The 20,955-nt window shown below is 39.1% G+C and carries 15 protein-coding genes and 1 tRNA gene; 11 read left to right on the top strand and 5 right to left on the bottom strand.

Annotated elements, in window-relative coordinates; genetic code table 11:
* Nucleotides 1–6: 6 nt before the first annotated feature.
* Nucleotides 7–393, bottom strand: coding sequence for a DUF2237 family protein (locus tag AC21OH_RS07520; RefSeq protein ID WP_486536206.1), 387 nt, complete (start codon nt 391–393; stop codon nt 7–9).
* Nucleotides 394–1,056: 663 nt separating this feature from the next.
* Here AC21OH_RS07520 and AC21OH_RS07515 point away from each other — a divergent pair.
* The 3 genes from AC21OH_RS07515 to AC21OH_RS07505 all read left to right on the top strand — a co-directional run bounded on the left by AC21OH_RS07515 (nt 1,057) and on the right by AC21OH_RS07505 (nt 5,270).
* Nucleotides 1,057–2,397, top strand: coding sequence for an ATP phosphoribosyltransferase regulatory subunit (locus tag AC21OH_RS07515; protein WP_487370822.1), 1,341 nt, complete (start codon nt 1,057–1,059; stop codon nt 2,395–2,397).
* 297 nt (nt 2,398–2,694) lie between these two features.
* The gene (locus AC21OH_RS07510) at nt 2,695–3,987 is read left to right on the top strand and encodes an adenylosuccinate synthase (protein ID WP_487370821.1); all 1,293 of its coding nucleotides are present in this window, start codon (nt 2,695–2,697) and stop codon (nt 3,985–3,987) included.
* Between the two features lie 104 nt (nt 3,988–4,091).
* Nucleotides 4,092–5,270, top strand: a complete 1,179-nt coding sequence (locus AC21OH_RS07505; RefSeq protein WP_487370820.1) for a ribonuclease Z — start codon at nt 4,092–4,094, stop codon at nt 5,268–5,270.
* A gap of 55 nt (nt 5,271–5,325) precedes the next feature.
* On the opposite strand, the gene AC21OH_RS07500 is transcribed toward AC21OH_RS07505, so the two are convergent.
* Nucleotides 5,326–6,207, bottom strand: a complete 882-nt coding sequence (locus AC21OH_RS07500) for an ATP-binding protein (protein WP_487370819.1) — start codon at nt 6,205–6,207, stop codon at nt 5,326–5,328.
* Nucleotides 6,208–6,394: 187 nt separating this feature from the next.
* Here AC21OH_RS07500 and AC21OH_RS07495 point away from each other — a divergent pair, with 187 nt between their 5' ends.
* A complete protein-coding gene (locus tag AC21OH_RS07495) occupies nt 6,395–7,489 on the top strand; it encodes a protein kinase domain-containing protein (protein ID WP_487370818.1) in 1,095 nt (364 codons plus the stop codon).
* Nucleotides 7,490–7,695: 206 nt separating this feature from the next.
* Here AC21OH_RS07495 and AC21OH_RS07490 read toward each other — a convergent pair.
* From AC21OH_RS07490 to AC21OH_RS07480, 3 genes are all read right to left on the bottom strand, one after another.
* Nucleotides 7,696–7,780, bottom strand: a tRNA-Leu gene (locus tag AC21OH_RS07490).
* A 483-nt stretch (nt 7,781–8,263) separates the two neighbouring features.
* Nucleotides 8,264–10,213 carry a sigma 54-interacting transcriptional regulator gene (locus AC21OH_RS07485; RefSeq protein ID WP_487370817.1) on the bottom strand — a complete coding sequence of 650 codons (1,950 nt, stop codon included), beginning with the start codon at nt 10,211–10,213 and terminating at the stop codon, nt 8,264–8,266.
* A 202-nt stretch (nt 10,214–10,415) separates the two neighbouring features.
* Nucleotides 10,416–11,819: a two-component system sensor histidine kinase NtrB gene (locus AC21OH_RS07480; RefSeq protein WP_487370816.1), complete on the bottom strand. Its 1,404-nt coding sequence runs from the start codon at nt 11,817–11,819 to the stop codon at nt 10,416–10,418.
* A gap of 875 nt (nt 11,820–12,694) precedes the next feature.
* Between AC21OH_RS07480 and rimO the strand changes: the two genes are divergently transcribed.
* The 7 genes from rimO (at nt 12,695) to rseP (ending at nt 20,924) form a co-directional block, all read left to right on the top strand.
* The gene (gene rimO / locus AC21OH_RS07475; protein ID WP_487370875.1) at nt 12,695–14,266 is read left to right on the top strand and encodes a 30S ribosomal protein S12 methylthiotransferase RimO; all 1,572 of its coding nucleotides are present in this window, start codon (nt 12,695–12,697) and stop codon (nt 14,264–14,266) included.
* A 364-nt stretch (nt 14,267–14,630) separates the two neighbouring features.
* Nucleotides 14,631–15,356 carry a UMP kinase gene (pyrH, locus tag AC21OH_RS07470; protein ID WP_486536197.1) on the top strand — a complete coding sequence of 242 codons (726 nt, stop codon included), beginning with the start codon at nt 14,631–14,633 and terminating at the stop codon, nt 15,354–15,356.
* Nucleotides 15,357–15,595: 239 nt separating this feature from the next.
* Nucleotides 15,596–16,150, top strand: a complete 555-nt coding sequence (gene frr, locus AC21OH_RS07465) for a ribosome recycling factor (protein ID WP_487370874.1) — start codon at nt 15,596–15,598, stop codon at nt 16,148–16,150.
* A 21-nt stretch (nt 16,151–16,171) separates the two neighbouring features.
* On the top strand, nt 16,172–16,954 hold the full coding sequence (gene uppS / locus AC21OH_RS07460) for a polyprenyl diphosphate synthase (RefSeq protein WP_487370873.1): 783 nt from the start codon (nt 16,172–16,174) through the stop codon (nt 16,952–16,954).
* Between the two features lie 288 nt (nt 16,955–17,242).
* Nucleotides 17,243–18,052, top strand: coding sequence for a phosphatidate cytidylyltransferase (locus AC21OH_RS07455; protein WP_487370872.1), 810 nt, complete (start codon nt 17,243–17,245; stop codon nt 18,050–18,052).
* Between the two features lie 185 nt (nt 18,053–18,237).
* Nucleotides 18,238–19,440: a 1-deoxy-D-xylulose-5-phosphate reductoisomerase gene (ispC, locus tag AC21OH_RS07450; RefSeq protein WP_487370871.1), complete on the top strand. Its 1,203-nt coding sequence runs from the start codon at nt 18,238–18,240 to the stop codon at nt 19,438–19,440.
* The gene (gene rseP, locus AC21OH_RS07445) at nt 19,428–20,924 is read left to right on the top strand and encodes an RIP metalloprotease RseP (protein WP_487370870.1); all 1,497 of its coding nucleotides are present in this window, start codon (nt 19,428–19,430) and stop codon (nt 20,922–20,924) included. The genes ispC and rseP overlap by 13 nt, the downstream gene beginning before the upstream one ends.
* Nucleotides 20,925–20,955 lie beyond the last annotated feature (31 nt).

The following is a 20,955-nucleotide window of genomic DNA, read 5'->3' as shown; positions in this document are numbered from 1 at the left end:
TGATAACTATAATGCATAATGTTTAAGAGTATCCATGTCGACTAAATCTAATAAGCTTTCATGACATGCTTCAAGTTTAATCTGAGGTGCGGCGCCGTGATCTAATGCATCAAGCCAACGTAAAGCACATACACACCAATAATCGCCAGGTTGAAGGCCACTAAAGCCATATTCTGGCATCGGCGTCACAAGATCGTTACCGGTTTTGACCGAAAAGTTTAAAAATTCGCTCGTCATCTTGGCACAGACCGTGTGTTGACCGACATCATGAGGCCCAGTATGGCAAAAGCCATTACGATAATAACCTGTAATAGGATCAAAACAGCAACTAGATAGGGCAGTACCTAATACGTTTCTTTGATTAAGTGAAGGGTCTGGATGATTTGAAGACATATATATAAGTGCTCTAAAAATAGGGTAAGACAAATGTTACTATAAATATAACTATGCTTTGATTTTAACATAACCTCTATGTGACATTTATAGTAAATGCAGTGGCCAATAAATTTTTGAATCTGTTTGAGCTATAAATTGATGCAAATCATGACTTTATATATTTTTAAAGAACACGTTTTAAGCTACGCTTACTTTCACAACAGAACTTAATAATTGTTTATAGTCTGGCTAGTCGAAACAAGAGAGCTATGCTAGACTAAGGGTTTGTTTCAAATAGAATTAAGATTGAGTCGAATAAAACAAGCTATACCTTTTCTTAAAAAACAACCTATCGCTGCCAAATCCGCTGAACCTACTACTTGTAACGTTTGCACTCGTTTTTCTCGATATGTTAATTTTAAAATTCGGTATGACTTGAATTATTTTATTAATTGCAACACCCGTATGCGATTAATATGCGACTATAAAAGGTAATACTTTAATAAGTGCCTTGTTCAAACTACATTTATAATTATGAGTAAATAGGGTCGGTTACATATCATAAGACCTAAAACACTTTAACTAGCGATTTGGTAATGGCATCCAAATGCGGTGTGTACCTAAGATATATTTAATAAATCTCAATACACACACTCTGATGTCTCCAAACAAGGATTACTCGTGTCTGATAGTTCACCCTCCAGTAATGTTCAAAATAAAACCGCGGATAAGCTGTCACAGGTTTCAGATATTGAAAATATTTGGCTATTGCCAGATGGTGTTAGTGATTTGTTATCTAACGAAGCTCAAAAACAAGAATGGCTGCGATATAAGTTAACCCGTTTATTAGTAAATCGTGGTTATGAGCTCATTTGCCCGCCAATGATTGAATTTACCGAATCTTTGCTTGGCAATGCATCAGAAGACTTAAAACGCCAAACCTTTAAGATTATTGACCAACTTTCAGGCCGTTTGATGGGTGTGAGAGCTGATATTACTCCGCAAATACTCCGTATAGATGCGCATTTAAATAAGCTCAGTAAAGCGGATAAAATAGCCCGCTATTGCTATGCAGGTCATGTTATTCGTACCCTGCCTAATGGCTTGTTCGGCTCACGTACACCGCTTCAATTGGGAGCTGAAATTTTTGGAAGCGACAGTTTAGATGCAGATTTAGAACTTATAGAGGTTCTTTATTGTTTGCTCGATACTTTAGATTTAAAGCAAAAGCTACACATCGATATAGGCCACGTAGCTATATTTGCTCGTCTCAAGGAACTGGCAGGTTTATCTGACAATGATGCATCAGCGCTTATTAATCTATATGCCAATAAAGCACTACCTGAACTACAAAATGTCTGTAGTGATTTGCCTATGGGTAATGATTTTTATCACTTGGCCGTATATGGGCATGACATGCAAGCGCTAAAAGATGCTTTATCCGATGCGGCAAATAAAGACTCTGTCATTAATGATGCCATCAAAGATGTGCAAGTTATGGCGGCTTATATTAGCGGCGATCTTGGCGGTAATGTGAGCGTAGATATTACAGAGCTTGGTTATCATTATCATACCGGCATCGTGTTTAATGGATACTTCGGCAATGAGTCTCAAGCCGTGGTTCGGGGCGGGCGTTTTAATAGCCACAGCTTTATAACAGGTCAGCATTCGTCTGATACGTTAGCAGAAGAAATACCTTCACGTAGCGCAACTGGGTTTAGCGTAGAAGTGACGCGTTTACAGCGTTTAATTAGCATAAATGAGACGAAGCTAATATTGGTAAACTTCGATGATATTGCTGAAATACAAAATATGCGCAATCGAGCAACCAATAATAGTAGTGGTATTGGCGATAATAGAGATAAATTACATCAAGATTTGAATACACTAAATACAAAAATATCTGAACTTCGTGCTGAGGGTTATAGAGTGATTCGCCCTTTAAGCAAAGAGGACAAGCCAAAAGGAGTAACTCATATTCTTGTTTTGGAAAACAATGATTGGGTATTACAAGCACTTTGAGGTAGGTTAGCCTGTTTGAAATTAATATCTTGTTATTGCTTAAAAATTTATATTAATTTTAAACCGTTGTAATCCTTCATTATTAGGTGCAAAGGGATAGTCACTCGAAAAATAATAGTCACAAAAAAAAGGATAGTAACTTAATAAGATACAGAACATATACTCTATTTTATTAATCATATTCGTTTTTTATTTCATTTTTTTATTTAAAGTTAATGTTTTTTTAAAAATTATCATTTTCATAATTTAAGTATTTCCAAAGTTTTTTAGTTTAATTGAAGCGGTTAAGGATTTGTTATGGGACAAAATGTTGTAGTACTAGGTAGCCAGTGGGGCGATGAAGGTAAAGGTAAGATTGTTGATTTACTGACCGAAAAAGCCTCCGCAGTTGCTCGTTTTCAAGGGGGTCATAACGCAGGCCATACCCTAGTTGTTGATGGTAAAAAGACCGTACTACATTTAATACCGTCTGGCATTTTACGTGAAGGGGTGACCTGTTATATCGGTAACGGTGTTGTACTCTCGCCAGAAGCTTTACTTATTGAAATGAAAGAGCTTGAGGATAATAATGTCCCCGTTCGTGAGCGCTTAAGAATTTCACCAAATTGCCCATTGATTCTGCCGTACCATATTGCACTAGATCAAGCGCGTGAATTAAAACGCGGCTCAGGCAAGATTGGCACTACAGGCCGCGGCATTGGTCCAGCGTATGAAGATAAAGTGGCTCGCAGAGCTATTAAGCTTGCTGATTTGTTCCGTAACGATTTAGAAGAAAAGCTTAGAAACCTTATTGATTATCATAACTTCCAGCTTACTCAGTACTATGAAGTTGATGCTATCGACTTTGATGACACGTATGCGCTGTGTCAAGCGTGGAAAAAAGAGCTGACCGGTTTGGTTTGTGATGTGACTGAAGAGCTAAATCAGTTACGCCTTGCTGGCAAAAACCTCATGTTTGAGGGCGCTCAAGGTACGCTGTTAGATATCGACCATGGTACTTATCCGTTTGTTACCAGCTCAAGTGTTACCGCAGGCGGCGTCTCAACGGGTACAGGTATCGGCCCTTTGTATCTTGACTATGTACTAGGGATCACCAAAGCTTACACCACACGAGTAGGTAGTGGTCCGTTCCCAACCGAACTCTTTGATGATGTGGGCGCTCATCTAGCCAAAGTCGGTCATGAGTTTGGTGCGACAACGGGCCGTGCTCGCCGCTGTGGTTGGTTCGATGCTGAAGCATTGCGCCGTGCGGTGGTTCTAAATTCATTGTCAGGAATTTGCTTAACTAAGCTTGATGTATTAGATGGTTTAGACGAAATACGCATTGGTATCGGCTACGAATTACCAGAAACGGAATGTGCGGGTGCTCATGATGGTGAGTTTTATGAATCAGTAACGCCTAAATATGAGACTTTGCCAGGATGGGAAGGATCAACCGTAGGTATTACCAAATATGAAGACTTACCTGAAGAAGCCAAAGCCTATATCAAACGTATTGAGCAGTTAATAGACTGTCCTGTGGACATCATCTCGACAGGTCCAGACCGTGAAGAAACCATCGTTCTACGTGATCCGTATGACGCCACATAAGCATTATTAAAAACATTGCTTACTAGGTATTAATTAATACGTATTACTTAATACGAATTACTTAATACGAATGATCTAATAGGTATTAATAACCATTTAGGGATATGAGTTTAGGCTACATATCCCTTTGTTTTATAATTGCTATCGAGGTTATTAATGATGAGGGTGTTAGTGATGAGGGTGTTAATGATGAGGGTGTTAATGATGAGGTTATCAACGATATGCTTCATCTGACTTTTTTAGGAACATCAGCCGGTGTTCCTACCAAACATCGTAATGTCACAGGGTTAGCAATTGAATGCTTAAATCCCTTTGCGTCGCGGAGTAGCCAACAAAGTAAAAAGCACCGAAAATGGCTATTAATAGACTGCGGGGAGGCAACACAGCATCAACTGCTTAAAACAAACCTCAGTGTACATAAACTCGAAGCAATATGTATCACGCATGTTCATGGCGATCATTGTTATGGATTACCAGGTCTACTTGCCAGTATGGCAATGTCGGGTAGGCAGTCTCCACTGACTATTATTGCACCTCAAGCGATCGCTGAGTTTATTGACGCCGTCAAGCTCACGACGCAATTATATCTTCCCTTCGACATAACATTTATTTCCATTGAAAACCTGATAAATTCTGACCAGTCCTTCTCGCTTAATTTTTTAAGTACGCATCAAATTGACTTATATGTTACTAAGTTATCACATCGGGTGGATTCCTATGGCTTCAAGCTTACTCAAACAGTTCAAACAATTAAGCTTGATATCGATAAGTTGAATAGAGAAGGTATCGAACCGACATCGGTGTGGGGTAGGCTACAATCTGGTGAAGACGTCACGCTGCAGGATGGCACTATTCTAAATTCAATCGACTACACTAGCCGAATGACTAAAACTTTAAAGATTATTGTAGCAGGGGATAACGACAACCCTGAGTTACTAGCGCACGCTGCAAATGATGTTGATTTATTGGTGCACGAAGCCACCTATACACAGGCGATAGCTGATAAAATTCAATCGCGTCCAAAAGCTATAGATCCTATGCACACTACTGTAAAGTGTATTGCAAGATTTGCCCAATCAGTAAATATAAAAAATCTTATATTGACGCATTTTAGCGCCCGCTATCAGTCCTTTGATGATCCAGAGTCTGAGACAGATAACATGGCTGATATCCGTCAAGAAGCAAAGCAATATTATAACGGCAATCTATGGCTTGCCCGTGATTTTGCACGCTATGAAGTTAGTGATAAAGGGGTTAAACAATTACCATTTATAAGTAAATAGCCTAAGCATTATTAAGAGCTTTCGCGTAGAACAGGTTATACATCTCCAAATACATTTAGCTTTGTTTTAATCGCGAGCTGCCAATCCAATGTCTTGCGAATTGATAGGCTATCCGACCTGATCGCCCGCCACGGCTAGATGACCATAGCAACGCCTCCTTACGAATATTATCCTGCCACTCTATACCTTCAGCGTTAAGATAATGCTCGACAATTTGCAGATATGTCGATTGATCCATAGGGTAGAAGGAGAGCCACAATCCAAAGCGATCTGATAATGATACGGTTTCATCGATCGCTTCATAAGGGTTGACCTCATCGGTTTGACCATCGTATATATTGACATTGTCTTTCATCAGCTGGGGGAGTAGATGACGGCGATTACTGGTAGCATATACCAATAGCTCATCTTGCTCTGAATCTAAAGCACCATCTAAAATTGTTTTTAAGGTACGATAGTTTTCATCTTGACCATTAAACGCCAAATCATCGCAATATATGATGTATCGGCAGTCATTATTAGCATTGTCGTTAATGGCTTGACGTATTTTATCAAGTGCTTTTAAATCATCACGAGACACTTCAATCATACGCAGCCCTTCGTCTTTGAACTCGTTTAACAAGGCGCGAATCATTGAGGATTTGCCTGCCCCCCTTGTCCCTGTCATTAGTACATGATTGGCGGGATGTCCTGCCAAAAATTGTTTGGTGTTTTGAACAATCTTTTGTTTTTGAGTATCAATGCCTAATAAATCGTCTAAAGACAGATTTGAGCTCACATTGATCGGTTCTAATATGCCTTTTTGACCACCGACCCAACGATAAGCTAATTGCTCACTTTCAATATAAAGCGGAGGTGTTGTATGCTGTCTTAAATAGTCAGCAAGTAGCTGAGCAAGGGTATCGTCAAGAGTTAAGGTATTGATTGAAGTTGCCATATCTATAAAACCGTAAATGAAAATAAATCTAAAAAAGATTCGGGGTATGAAAGTGCGTTATAGTTAAGCGGTTAAGCGGTTAAGAGAGGTTCAAAAGCGAGTTAAAAGCTTATAGCAATGATATTTTGAGAGTTTTAAACTTTTATCAAAAACTATTAAATAATAAAAACTTATAAATCATCTAAATATGGAATTAACCACTATAAAATCTCAAGACACTATTATACAGACTGTCAATCAACTGCTGTGTGAACAGGGGTTTAAAAATGTCAAATATCTGCGTTTAAGTTATGACACAGCGAGTATAAATTCAAACGTCCAAGGACTTAGCCGCGTAGATAAGTCTGCTACCTCTTACGTGGTTAAGTGGCAACTGACTCATACCAATGAGCTTTTATTAACAGATTTAGATAATGAGATAACTAATATCGATCTTTTAAAGCAATCTTGCATTAACTCAGACTGCGGCATATCCCATTATCGTATATTACCTCGACGTGTTGTACTAATAGAACAAACACCGTTTGACTATAGTGCCATATTAATGCCGTATTTTAAATTAGGTAGTGTGAAGGATTATTTGTCTAAAAATAAAATATCAAGCCGAAATCGGCTAAATCTGGTTGTACAAATGGGTAAATCTATTCAGTGTTTACATACTAAAAGATGGATTCATGGGGATATCAAACCAAGTAATGTTTTGTTAGATGTAAAGCGCCATAATGGATTACGCCATAAGCAGCGGCTATTAAATACGCAGCTCTATCAACCAGTAAAAGCTGGTACGAAGCAATTTAATACTAAATCCTCCCCTTCAACCTACATTAATACCAGTCATTTTTTAAAACAAAATAAATCATTGGTATTTGTGACTTATCTAAATGACTTTAGCTATGTAACATCCCTTGATACGCACAATTCATATGATAAAAGCAATCAAAGTTTAGCAGGTACTCCGGCTTATTTAGCACCAGAATGTTGGCAAGGTAAACCAAAGAGTATTCAAAGTGATATTTATGCCTTCGGAATCTCAATGTATGAGATATTGGTAGGATATCGTCCTTACACAGCTTATGACTTAAATAACAAGCATGGTGATAACGATATAATGCACAAATGGGCAATTCAGCATTGCCAGACGTCTATACCTATTTTACCCAATGAGTGGGCGATCATGCAGCCGTTAATAGACAAACTTATGGCTAAACATTTAAAAAATAGAATGGTTAACATGGATGAGGTTATTGAATGCTTAGAGCAGCATGCTGACTTTATGGTCTAAACCGGAGATAATTAGCTGGACCAATTTATTAGCAAAAACTAGTTATTAGCAAAAACAAATAATTAGCTAAACAAATAAAACCAATACTGTTAAAAAGGTATCCGTTCAATATCTGTACAATAAACGTAGTTATAAAAATTTAAGCAATAAAAAACCCGCTAATAAGCGGGTTTTAATATTTGATATGAGATTGACTAACCGTAAAATGGTGGGGCTGGAGAGACTCGAACTCTCACACCTCTCGGCGCCAGAACCTAAATCTGGTGCGTCTACCAATTCCGCCACAGCCCCATTAATTTATTACCAGTACCATACTTTAAAATTCAATCGCTTAAATCTTAAATGATACTCACTGGGTTAGTGTGTCTCAGTGGTTGGCTATTATATACAATTTAAAAAAGTTGGCAAGCTTTTTTTAAGTTTTTTAAGTATTTTTATTTAGGTCGTGTCCCTATTTGGATTGTGAGGCTAAAATTGGGATAGATTTTTGTCAAACACAAATAATTTTGAAGATACTATAAGCATATTAGCTAGAAATTAGACACAGTTTGGCGACAATAATGCCATTTTTAGACCATAAATTATTTAATTTTCAAATAGGGATACGCCCTAATACGCCATTCAACTCTTTATAAATAATTTGCCGCAAACAAGGTTTTCGCTCGGTTAAAGCTATATTATTTTGAAAGCGAAGCCAATACTCAAACATACATCATACTTTAAAGAGCGTTGTTAGCCTATTGCTCATCGTTAACCCATCTGATTGTTGACCCATTAATAATTAGTCTCAGATAAATTCAAAAGTTTGAGTTTGCGGGTTAACGTATTGCGTCCCCATCCCAACAAATCAGCAGCTTCACCCTTACGTCCACGGCTATGCTTTAAAGCTACTTTGATTAATATCTTTTCAAACTCTGGAGTAGCGAGTTGCAAAATTTCAGTTTGGCCTTGGTTGAGCGCATTGTCTGCCCAGTTATATAACTGATTTTGCCATTGTAAGGCGCTTGAAGCGTTGTTGTTAGTTTGATTGGATGGCACGCTATTGTGAAGACCATTTTGAGGACTGTTTTCGGTACCATTATACTGAGCAGTTGTTTCTTGCTGAACGTGCGATGAAGATGGATTAAAGTGCGTAGGCGTGATTGAGCTTGGTAAATTGGGCAGACTGTTCGCTTGGTCCCAGAAGGAATTATGAGGCTGAGCGCCTTGCGCTTGAGCAGGATGTGAGGGCAGTTGTGGAGGTGACTTTAAATTAGAGCTTGAATGTTGATTAGATTGTGCGTTAAGGTTGCTATCATTGGCACTCATTGTGCTTTCTGAGATTTGAGCATCATTACGCAATAGTTGGTATTCAGCTTGCTGCTGCAACTGATTTGCAAATTCAATAAGATCCGGAGGCAAGTCACTAACGGTTAATATATCGCCTGTCGCCATAACGGTGATCCAGCGACACGCATTTTCAAGCTGACGTACATTGCCAGGCCATGTAAATCTCTGCATCAGTGCTAAGGCATCATCAGATAGCTGCTTCACTTCTGTACCCATCTCTTCAGCGGCACGCTGCATGAAAAAGTCGGTCAATTCTGGGATATCATCGGGACGAGCACGCAAAGGTGGTAGTGGCAGACGAATGACATTTAAGCGATAAAATAAATCTTCTCTAAATTTTCCTTCTTTTACTAATACTTCAAGGTTCTGGTGTGTGGCCGCAATTATTCGAACATCTACTTTAATGGGCTTTTGTCCGCCCACTCTAAAAAATTCACCATTAGCCAATACCCTCAATAGCCGTGTTTGCGTACTAAAGGGCATGTCACCAATCTCATCTAAAAATAAAGTACCACCATTGGCTTGTTCAAAGCGTCCAGGACGCTGGGTCGTAGCCCCTGTAAAAGCGCCTTTTTCATGCCCAAATAATTCCGACTCTATAAGCTCATGCGGTATGGCCGCCATATTTAGAGCGATAAAGGGGTTTTTATGACGTGGAGAGTTTTTATGAAGCGCGCCTGCAACCAATTCTTTACCGGTACCAGACTCACCAGTGATTAAGACGGTAATCGGTGAAGACGCCAGTCGACCAATTGCACGGAACACGGTCTGCATTGCTGAAGACTGTCCGATGATGGTTGTTTTTGAATCGTTAGGCGTTTTCTTGTTCTTGCGGCTAGGAGCAGGTATAGGCGTCTTCTGCGTTTTATTTTCAGACTTAGGTTGGGATATTACGGTGTTGTCACTGCTAGCAGCACTAACGTCTAAATGCTTGCTTGTAGCGGCAACATCGGTCTGATCAGTATTATTTGATGTAGACGTAGGGGCGTTATTAACAGGATTAGATTGAATGGCTTTATTGACCACCGATACAGCATGATCTAAATCAAATGGCTTTGGTAAATACTCAAAAGCGCCTGTGTCATAACTGTCTATCGCTGATTTTAAGTCCGAATGAGCGGTCATTACTATAACGGGTAACTCAGGAAAGTTACTATGCATCCAGTCGCTAAAGGATAAGCCATCCATCATCGGCATACGGATATCAGTAAGTACAATATCTGGGAGGATATCACGCGATTCATGACCATTTAATATATCATTTAATCGCGCCCACGCGCCTTTAGCATTTGAAAACGTCTGTACGATTAAACCGGCATCATTAAACGTATCTTCAAGTATTAATCTCAAGGCGGGGTCATCATCAATTAACCAAATGGTATTACTCGTAGTCATGGCTTAGTTCCTGTTATACCTATTATAAAAATCCAATATTTTTATTAGAATGCTTTGTTGAACAAAAAATGTTTTGCTTGTTTTTTACGTGCCTAGAGTCCAATAAAGTGTTCAAATGTCTAAGTGTCTAAGTGTCTAAGTGTCTAAGCGTCTAAGCGTCTAAGCGTCTAAGGCGAAATCAAGTACTTAGGGTGTCTAAAAATTACAATGTTTTTTTGTTATCTTGCGGCGCAAAAGGTAAATAGATATCAAACTGGGTGTGTCCAGGTTGCGAGTTCACCTCGATTGCGCCCTCATGTCGATGAATGATCTCTTGAACGAGTGCTAACCCTAATCCTGTTCCGCTTGCTCTCCCTGTCACTAGAGGGAAGAAAATACGGTCAATTAAATCTGGATCTATACCCGCGCCGTTATCACAGATGCTTATTTTTATGACTTGGCGATGAAACGCTCGCCCAATGGTATATTGATGTTCGATACGCGTAGATAAAGTGAGTTCGGGTCTATAATCATCCGCTAGAATAGATTGATCTTGCTCTAGCATGGCTTCACACGCATTATTGACCAAGTTTAAAAATACTTGAATCAGTTGGTTTTTATCAGCGATTAATTCTGGTATAGATAAGTCGTAATCTCTAAGTATTCTAACTTCAGGATGCTGTGTCAGGTTAAGCAATACCACATGTTCGAGGGGTTCGTGGATATTGATTGATTGTAGTTCTGGCAGTGTGTTCAATCCTAATAATTGTTTTATAAGATTGGTCAAACGGTCGGTTTCACTAATGACAATATTGGCATAAGTACTGAGTTTTTTGGCATTCACCAATACTGTATTATTTGAGACTTTAGCGGGGTGGTTAGTTAGTCGCTCAAATGATTTGTCGGTTATTGAGTTGTTCGACTCGCCTTCGTTGTCAATAGCTTGGTGCACGCGTGTTTGTTTTATTAACAATTGAGCTGCACCGCGAATACCCGCCAATGGATTCTTTACTTCATGTGCCACAGATCTAAGCATTTCACGAGAGACATCATGTTGCTCTTGTAATCGATGCTCACGATCAAAGCGACTATAGCGGTCACCTTCCCAGAGTTCTATGATAAATGACGTACTTCCATGTTGTTCGACGGGTGTCACGCTATAATGAACGTATATTGGGTGGCTGATACCTTTTATAATACGGCCATACTTTATAAAAGGTTGTTGGTAAGTTATGGCGTTATTGAACTGAGTGATAAGTTTTTGAATTGGGTCATCAGGATCATTTATTCGGTCTTGTGTCGAGTTTGACTCTACTGAAGTATCTTCTTTATAAGCTTTGCCATTTAATTTTTTACTATTTAGGTCTCTACTTTTAAGATCCTTAGTGTTTAATCCTTTTTGTTTGGCTTTATCTCTTAGGGCTTTCTTTTTTGATTTACTAGAGGGCGTAATGCTGTCAGTTGGAATGAGCATATCGAATATAGTTTGTCCGATCATGCGAGATTTACTAACGGCAAATAGTTGCTCAGTTTGCAGATTTACCCATGAAATTTTGAAATCACTATCCACCCATATGATACTGGTATATAGATTTTGTAAAATTAGCAGTGCGTTGTTCGGTTGCATAATGTTTCTTTTTAAATAAAGGCTAATTATATTAATACTGACTGTTTAAAATAAATAATGTTTGATCTTCAAATTATCAGCGTGGTATATACGTTCAATTATTAAATAATAATTTATGTGGACTAATTTAATTTTTATTTGATACAGACGTCGGCGCTTGTCAATTTTTAGAATAATAAAGTTATAAAACCGTGTGAAGGTTTTAGGTAATCCACTATTCTTCAAGGTGCAATATTGATACCAATCGCTAGTCCAAAATTGAAGACAATATAATCTAATAATACTTTAGAAATGAACAAAAATAGTGCATAAATGATATTATGTTATATAATAGTGCAAAATACATGGTGAATGATATATTTTGATGAAATATATGTTTGGTTATTTAATAATTTATTGATTTTAAATCAATAAGGTGCATTAATAATGCAATATAATCTATATTAAAAAAAGCTTCGTGCACCTGTATGGCTTTAAGGGATGTGTAAATATTTACTAGTACTAAAGCATTTACCTATTTGCAAATGAAATAAGTTATGGTCTAAAAATGGCTATATTTTAGCCAAACTGTGTCTAATTTCCAGCTAATCTGTTTGTATTTGTTCCGTGTCGCCATATATAAGTGTGACTATTATGGCTAGGCTTTAGTATAATAGGCCATAAATTAAATGAGCCATATTAAGACTACTTAATAGTTACACTTTAATAATTACACTTATCGATTTAAAGCTATCCATTTAGAGTTAACCAATTGCTAATTGCTAATTGCTAATTGCTAATTGCTATTTTTCGATTCGCTGTTTGCTTAGTCTTTAACTATTAATAGTGAATGACTCATCAAATCATTAATACATTATCTTTAGAAGTATTTATCTATGCCAAGCCAAACTACCGATACATCGGTTTCAATGTTCAATCCCAACCCATCTACCCAAATTGGTTCAAAAATTTCAGAACCATCTAAAGCTAATCATCTTAAAGCCAATCACCATAAAGCCAATCACAATCAAAACCGAAGCGTGCAACAAAGCGCTCAGCAGTCAGATACACAAATACTCAGCACGACTATCAATGTAGCGCCAAAAGTAGGGTTTGTGTCATTAGGTTGTCCTAAAGCGCTTGTCGATAGCGAACGAATCATCACCGAACTGACACGTGAAGGGTACCGAGTAGCTTCCGATTATGAGGGTGCAGATTTGGTCGTGGTAAATACTTGCGGTTTCATTGAATCCGCCGTTCAGGAGTCCCTAGATGCCATCGGCGAAGCAATCAATCAAAATGGAAAAGTTATCGTCACAGGCTGCTTGGGAAAAGATGCTGAAAAAATTCAGAAAATGCATCCTGCGGTATTATCAGTAACGGGGGCACATGCTTATCAAGAAGTGGTCACCGCAGTATCTACGCATGCGCCTATGCCTAAAGCACTGTCTGATGCCAAAGACTATGATCCCAAAATAGATCTAATCAACGAAGCAGGAGTTAAGCTAACCCCAAGTCACTATGCTTATCTAAAAATATCTGAGGGCTGCAATCACCGCTGTACCTTCTGTATTATTCCAAGCTTAAGAGGCGATTTGGTTTCGAGTCCGATAGATAACGTGATGAATGAGGCGATTTCACTCAAAAAAGCAGGGGTTAAAGAGCTTTTAGTCATCTCTCAAGATACTTCTGCTTATGGGCTTGATTTAAAATATCGCACGTCTTTTTGGAATGGTATGCCCCTAAAATCCAAATTCTTTGATATGTGTCAAGCAATGTCACAGCTTGATGTATGGGTACGTCTGCATTATGTCTATCCATATCCGCATGTTGATAAGGTAGTCGAGCTTATGGCTAAGCCAAACGATAAAGGGGGGTTGTTGCCTTATTTGGATATACCGTTACAACATGCCAGCCCGCGTATCTTAAAATTAATGAAGCGCCCCGCACACAGTGAAAATACACTTGAGCGCATTTATAAATGGCGTGAGATAAATCCAGATATCGTTATCCGTTCTACATTTGTCGTAGGCTTCCCGGGAGAAACTGAAGCGGATTTTGAATACTTATTAGAGTGGTTAAAACAAGCTAAATTAGATCGCGTTGGGTGTTTTACCTATTCAGAAGTTGAGGGCGCAGTTGCCAATGAACTACCAGATCCAGTCCCTGAAGCGATTAAGCAGCAACGCTATGAGCGCTTTATGGAAGTACAGCAGCAAATCTCTGAACAAAAACTGCAAGATAAAGTGGGTAAAACCATGACCGTCTTGGTCGATGATATCGATACGGATGATTATATTGCCATTTGTCGTAGTTATGCGGACGCACCAGAGATAGATGGACACGTTTACGTAGACAATATTGTCCACTCGGGCAAAATTGCATTAAGCATTGGTGACATGATCACGGTTACTGTTGACGAAGCAAGCGAATACGACTTATTTGCGTCCTATGACATTCAACAATAGAGCATTTAATTAAACATCATTTAATCAAACAACATTCAATTAATAAGCTGTTAACGATACGGCATTTAGTTGTGTGCTAACTCATTAAAATTTGTTGTTTATTGCTATAAGTTGACTACGTTGTTGACAGCCTAGTTGAGTGTGGTTTGATTGGTCTATGTTAAAATTGAAAAATTTAACGCTATAAGAAACAGGCTATTTTTGGTAAACTCTACAGCATTTAACATGCTATAGAGTCATGGCTATGATGGGCTTGAAATTAATTCAATCGATGGTATAAGACATAGTTAAACACTCGATACACGTTAAACCTATTAAAATAACAGTTAAATCAATACTCATTTGATAAATAATAAGGTGTCATATGTCTGATAAAAATCCACAGTATTCACGTATTTTACTCAAACTATCAGGCGAAGCCTTAGCGGGTGGTAAAGACATGGGTATCGATACTTCGGTACTGGATAAAATGAGTTTGTCCATAGCGCATTTATGCGGTCTTGGGGTTCAAGTCGGCATTGTTGTCGGTGGTGGCAATTTATATAGAGGCAGCCAACTGCAAAAAGAAGGTTTGGTTGGACGAGTTACTGGCGATCAAATGGGAATGCTTGCCACCGTGATGAACGGACTGGCAATGCGTGATGCACTGGAGCGCCGTAACATTAATACCCGTCTGATGTCAGCACTTCCCATTGGTGAAGTGACAGAGAGCTATAGTAGCCGTAATGCGATACGCTATTTAAAAAATAATGACGTTTGTATTTTTGTGGCAGGAACGGGTAATCCATTTTTCACCACCGACACAGCAGCGTGTCTCAGAGGTATCGAAATTGAAGCAGGCGTTATATTAAAAGCAACTAAAGTTGATGGCGTTTACGACAAAGACCCAAGCGAACATAGCGATGCAAAAAAGTATGATGCGTTAACCTTTGATGAGGTTTTAGAGCAAAAACTAGGTGTCATGGATTTAACAGCGATTGCTTTATGCCGTGAACACAACGTTCCTTTACAAGTATTTGATATGAATAAGCCCAATGCTTTATTGAATGTGATTATGGGCGAAAATGAAGGCACACGCGTGTTTCATTAAGAACCTGCATGAATGTATTAAACAATTAAACGATTGAGAGATTTAGAAATTGAGAGATTAAGAGATTAAAAGCGGGCTTTGAAACACCCCCTTGATTATTTGCAACCAAATTTCTCTATCTGTTAAATTGTCATTTAGTTAAATCAAATCCAGTTAATTTAGATTCAGTTTAATTATATATAGACTTTAATAAATAGTTTAAAACAAATAGCTTAAACCAATAGGTAAGGAAGATTTTTATGATTAATGATATTAAAAAAGAAGGCGAAAGCCGCATGAAAAAGACGCTAGAAGCATTGGAAACTGCTTTTAGTAAAGTACGTACAGGCCGTGCTCATCCAGGTATGCTGTCAGGTGTGATGGTAAATTATTACGGAGCTGATACGCCGTTGAATCAAGTTGCTAGCGTAAATGTAGAAGACTCTCGCACTTTGTTAGTTCAGCCATTTGAACGTTCAATGGTTCAAGCTGTAGACAAAGCGATACGAGAAGCGGATTTGGGTTTAAATCCTATGACTGCCGATGTGATTCGTGTGCCTATGCCAGCATTAACAGAAGAGACCCGCCGCGACATGCAAAAACTTGCACGAAGCGATGCTGAAAACAGTCGTGTGTCTATCCGTAATGTGCGCCGCGATATGCTAAATGATATTAAAGACTTAGCAAAAGAAAAAGAAATCGGCGAAGATGAAGAGCGCCGTGCTAGCGACGAAATTCAAAAGCTTACTGACAAATATATCAATACTATTGATAGCAAGCTTGAAGCAAAAGAAAGTGAGCTGATGGAAGTTTAATACCACGTAGTGAATACCGTTATGACAGAAGATGAGCACGCTACAAATACAGATGAGAGGCACGCTAATAGGCGTGTGCCTACAGTGTTGCCAAACCATATTGCAATTATTATGGACGGCAACAATCGTTATGCTAAATCTCACAATATGCCAAAAGGCCAAGGTCATGTGTCGGGTAAAGATGCGTTAGACCCGCTTGTAGAATATTGCCTTGAAGTTGGCATCGACGTATTAACCGTATTTGCTTTTTCAAGTGAAAATTGGGAACGACCCGATGATGAGGTTGCGCTGTTAATGCGGCTACTGACTCATACGATTAATGAACAAATGCCGCGAATGAAAAAATACAACATTCGTATGCGCTTTATTGGAGAGCGAAGTCAGCTTGATAGTGATTTGCAGGCGCTCATGACGGATGCTGAAAATAAAACCGCTGGATTTACAGCCATGACATTGGTGATTGCAGTCAGTTATGGCGGACAATGGGATATAGCGAATGCTGCAAAGCAGCTTGCTTATCAAGTTGAACAAGGCCAATTGGCTGCAAAAGATGTGAATACTCACATATTAGGCCATCACATTCAACTGTCTGATGTCCCTGATGTCGATATGATGATACGTACAGGCGGGGAATATCGATTGTCTAACTTTCTATTATGGCAGTCCGCTTACGCTGAATTGTATTTTACCAAAACATTATGGCCAGATTTTAAACCAGACGAGCTTAATACGATGCTCATTGATTTTTCACATCGTCAGCGCCGCTTTGGTAAAACCAGTGAACAAGTTGAAACGACTTCATAAAGGTTTGTATATCCTAGAGGTTTTTATAAATGCTTAGGGTTTATTGAGTCATACAATGAGTGTTAAGGTTCCAATGAGCGTTAAGCTTTAAGGTTCCAATGAGCGTGAAGCTTAAAATGAGCGATATTCAATACATGGTATTCTAATACAGTGATCGCCAATAGGGGAGTGGTTAAAACACTTCCAATAAAGAGTATTAAAAAGCATATCATTAGATACACATTAGAGCAGATTGCGATGTATTTATAATTTAAGTACATACAGATGCCATATAAAGGATGCACTAGTATGTGGAAACGCATAAAAACGGCTATAATTCTGGTCATAATTGTCGCTGTTGCAATGTTTGCAAGTGATACTCCTTATTTATTCATCCCCCTTTTAGCCACTGGTGTTACCATTGCTGCGCATGAATGGACCAAGCTTATGCCAAAGTGGCGCATTCCCGTGCTATTCGTGATCATAGTGTTAACAGTAACTATGATAAGTATATTGGTTCCAAAATCCTGGCCAGCCTGGTGGGTCGCCTCATTAATAATTTGGTTAATGGCTTTTTCTTGGGTTTTAAAATTCCCTAATTCAACCAGCTGGTATGGCAAACGTTTATCGATTATGGGTATGGTGATATTAACTGGCGCCATTACTGCCATGTTCTACCTATGGGATCAGTCTGCTTGGTGGTTATTATATGTATTTATATTGGTATGGTGTGCAGACAGTGGGGCGTACTTCGTTGGGCGCAAATTAGGCAAACGAAAAATGTCACCCAATGTCTCACCTAATAAAAGCATTGAAGGCTTATTCGGTGGTCTAGCTACCGGTTTGGCCGTGGTTTTGGGAATTAGTTTTTTTAAGTTAGAGCTAAGTGGCATGACGTTACTTATGTTCGTATTATTGTCTTTAGCGACTATTTTAGCGTCAGTATTGGGTGATTTGTTCGAATCCATGCTTAAACGCCGCGCAGGGGTCAAAGATTCTGGAACTATTTTACCCGGTCATGGTGGCGTATTAGATAGGATAGATTCGTTACTTGCGGCCACGCCAATATTTGCGTTGGGGTTTTGGTTATTAAACCAGCTTAATATGTTTACGGTTTGATGGCATACACATGCTTTAAATAAGTCTGAACGCTAAATGAATCTAGTTGCATATCTTATTATATAAACTTAGTCGCTTAACTTAACTATTTTTCCTAATCATTTAATTTAGTCACTTTACTTAGCCAATTAACTTTATCGCTTGAAACTGACGACATATTACACCTACATATCTAAAGGCAGTTTATGATTCAACGTATAGCCGTGATAGGCGCAACTGGCTCCATAGGTGACAGCACTTTATCCATCCTTGCAAACCATACCGATACGTATGAAGTGTATGCCTTATCGGGTCATAGCCGCCTAGACAAATTATTTGATTTATGCCAGCTGTTCAAGCCATCGTATGTGTGTGTGCCTGAGCAAAGTGTTAAACAATTTAGCGATAGATTAACTAATGCAGGTCTTAATTGCTGTGTTGTTGGTGGTCAAGAGGGATTAATTGACATCTCAACAGATACCCAAGTTGACACGGTAGTAGCAGCAATTGTGGGTGCAGCAGGTTTGGCTTCTACATTGGCGGCGGCAGAAGCCGGCAAGCGAATCTTATTAGCCAATAAAGAAGCACTTGTGATGGCAGGTAATTTAATGATGCAAGCTGTTAAAGACAGTGGTGCAACATTATTGCCATTAGACTCAGAGCATAACGCTATTTTTCAGTGTTTGCCGCCGCAAGTTCAGCAGGAAAATACCGCTATTCACGATGCGCAATACGGTATCAAGAAGTTATGGTTGACTGCGTCTGGTGGACCCTTTTTAAATAAATCGTTCGCACAGATGCAGTCAGCTAGTGTAAGTGAAGCGGTCAAACACCCTAATTGGTCGATGGGTAAGAAAATTTCAGTAGATTCTGCGACGATGATGAATAAAGGGTTAGAGCTGATCGAAGCATGTCATCTGTTTAACTTGCCGCAGTCTATGATTAATGTCGTCATTCATCCGCAAAGTATTGTGCATTCTCTAGTTGAATATACAGATGGAAGCTTTCTTGCGCAAATGGGCTCGCCGGATATGCGTACGCCCATTGCCCACGCTTTAGCTTTTCCGCATAGAATAGATGCGGGGGTGACTTCTTTAGACTTATATGCGTTATCTAATTTAGAATTTATAAAGCCTGATTTAGAGAAGTTTGCTTGTTTAAAATTAGCGCGTGAGGCTATGCAATTAGGTCAGTGTGCAACTATTGTGTTAAACGCTGCTAATGAAGTGGCAGTAGATGCTTTTATACAACAGCAAGTTTCATTAACGGATATTGCCTTGATTAATGCTCGTGTATTAGACAAGCTTGGGCATGACAACACGCCTATTAATAGTCTTGAAAACATTATGGATATTGATAAATTAGCGCGTGTACAAGCGCAGCAAGAGGTTAAAAAATGTCGGGGTTAGTTACATTAGCATTATTTGTTTTAGCATTTATTGTGGTACTGGGTCCCTTAGTGGCTTTACACGAATGGGGACATTATATTGTAGCCAGAATGTGCGGAGTGAAAGTATTAACTTATTCCATAGGATTTGGGCCCAAGCTTGCAAGCTGGACCAGTAAAAAATCAGGTATCGATTATCGCATTTCTGCATTGCCATTAGGCGGTTATGTAAAAATGCTAGATGAACGCGAGGGCGAAGTTGCAGATAAAGAAAAGCATTTAGCATTTAACAATCAGCATCCTTTAAAGAAGATAGCCATCGTTGCTGCTGGTCCGGCCATGAATTTCTTGATAGCAATAGCGCTATTTTGGGTACTGTTTTTAGTCCCCAGCGAGCAGCTTAACACGCGTATAGGGTCTGTATTATCAGATTCTCCCGCCGCGGTAGTAGACATACCGGTGGGTGATAAAATTATTGCAGTAGATGGCCATACGGTTCAAACGTGGGAAGAGATTAACTACCGCTTGGCTGATCGGATGGGAGAAACTGGGACGATAGGCGTGAGTTTACAAGACACATCAACTCTAAACTCATCAAGTCCTGAATCATCAAATCCTGACACAGTAACTCTTGATACATCACCCCTTGATACAGCAACTGTGGATGAGGGGTCATCTGCAGCGAATAAATCAAATGCACCTTCTATTCAAGAGGTAGAAATACCCGTTAAAGATTTTATGCAAGGCTCTCAATCAGGCAAAGACACATTAACCAGTCTTGGTATCTTGCCATGGCAGCCTCACATCGACCCAGAAATTGGACAGCTTACCCCAGATGGAGCCGCTATCCGTCAAGGAATGCAAGTCGGGGATAAGATAGTGGCTATAAATGAGACTCCTATAGACGATTGGTTGGCAGCGACCCGTATAATTAGAGACAATCCTGAAACGCTATTAAATTTCACCGTATTGCGCGATGGAAAAGAGATAGACTTGAAGGTAATGCCACAAGCTAAGCGTGGTAACGCTGGTGAGAGCTATGGTCAAATCGGGGCAGGCGTCAACCCTATAGAGATAAATGTGCCTGATGAGTACAAATCAATGGTATCCTATGGTCCTGTCAGTGCAGTAGGTAAGGCTTTTTCTAAAACTGGTCAGTTAGCGACTATGACATTAAAGTCCATGGGAAAAATGATTACAGGTAAAGTTGGACTTGAGAATCTATCCGGACCTATTAGCATAGCAGTTATTACCAAACAAAGCTTTGATATAAGCTGGGAGCGGGTACTTAGTACCGCAGCAATTATTAGCTTAAGCCTTGCGGTGTTAAATTTACTACCCATACCTGTGTTAGATGGCGGGCATCTTATGTACTACTTGATAGAGCTTATTCAAGGAAAGCCTGTGCCTGAAAAAGTGCAAATTATCGGTTTTAATCTTGGCTTTTTGTTGTTGATAGGGTTTATGATACTGGCTATTACTAATGATTTTAGTAGATATTTTTAATAGAATAAGTTACCTATTAAGATTTGAATAT

Source organism: Psychrobacter sp. CX10, assembly GCF_057621575.2.
The sequence above is the reverse complement of the archived record's forward strand: the minus strand, read 5'-3'. Positions and strand labels throughout refer to the sequence as shown.

What these genes read in the sequence shown, in the direction of transcription:
- AC21OH_RS07520 (WP_486536206.1), bottom strand. Translation starts at nt 393, where the DNA reads ATGTCTTCAAATCATCCAGACCCTTCACTTAATCAAAGAAACGTATTA.
- AC21OH_RS07510 (WP_487370821.1), top strand. Translation starts at nt 2,695, where the DNA reads ATGGGACAAAATGTTGTAGTACTAGGTAGCCAGTGGGGCGATGAAGGT.
- AC21OH_RS07505 (WP_487370820.1), top strand. Translation starts at nt 4,092, where the DNA reads ATGAGTTTAGGCTACATATCCCTTTGTTTTATAATTGCTATCGAGGTT.
- AC21OH_RS07500 (WP_487370819.1), bottom strand. Translation starts at nt 6,207, where the DNA reads ATGGCAACTTCAATCAATACCTTAACTCTTGACGATACCCTTGCTCAG.
- AC21OH_RS07495 (WP_487370818.1), top strand. Translation starts at nt 6,395, where the DNA reads ATGGAATTAACCACTATAAAATCTCAAGACACTATTATACAGACTGTC.
- AC21OH_RS07485 (WP_487370817.1), bottom strand. Translation starts at nt 10,213, where the DNA reads ATGACTACGAGTAATACCATTTGGTTAATTGATGATGACCCCGCCTTG.
- AC21OH_RS07480 (WP_487370816.1), bottom strand. Translation starts at nt 11,819, where the DNA reads ATGCAACCGAACAACGCACTGCTAATTTTACAAAATCTATATACCAGT.
- rimO (WP_487370875.1), top strand. Translation starts at nt 12,695, where the DNA reads ATGCCAAGCCAAACTACCGATACATCGGTTTCAATGTTCAATCCCAAC.
- pyrH (WP_486536197.1), top strand. Translation starts at nt 14,631, where the DNA reads ATGTCTGATAAAAATCCACAGTATTCACGTATTTTACTCAAACTATCA.
- frr (WP_487370874.1), top strand. Translation starts at nt 15,596, where the DNA reads ATGATTAATGATATTAAAAAAGAAGGCGAAAGCCGCATGAAAAAGACG.
- uppS (WP_487370873.1), top strand. Translation starts at nt 16,172, where the DNA reads ATGACAGAAGATGAGCACGCTACAAATACAGATGAGAGGCACGCTAAT.
- AC21OH_RS07455 (WP_487370872.1), top strand. Translation starts at nt 17,243, where the DNA reads ATGTGGAAACGCATAAAAACGGCTATAATTCTGGTCATAATTGTCGCT.
- ispC (WP_487370871.1), top strand. Translation starts at nt 18,238, where the DNA reads ATGATTCAACGTATAGCCGTGATAGGCGCAACTGGCTCCATAGGTGAC.
- rseP (WP_487370870.1), top strand. Translation starts at nt 19,428, where the DNA reads ATGTCGGGGTTAGTTACATTAGCATTATTTGTTTTAGCATTTATTGTG.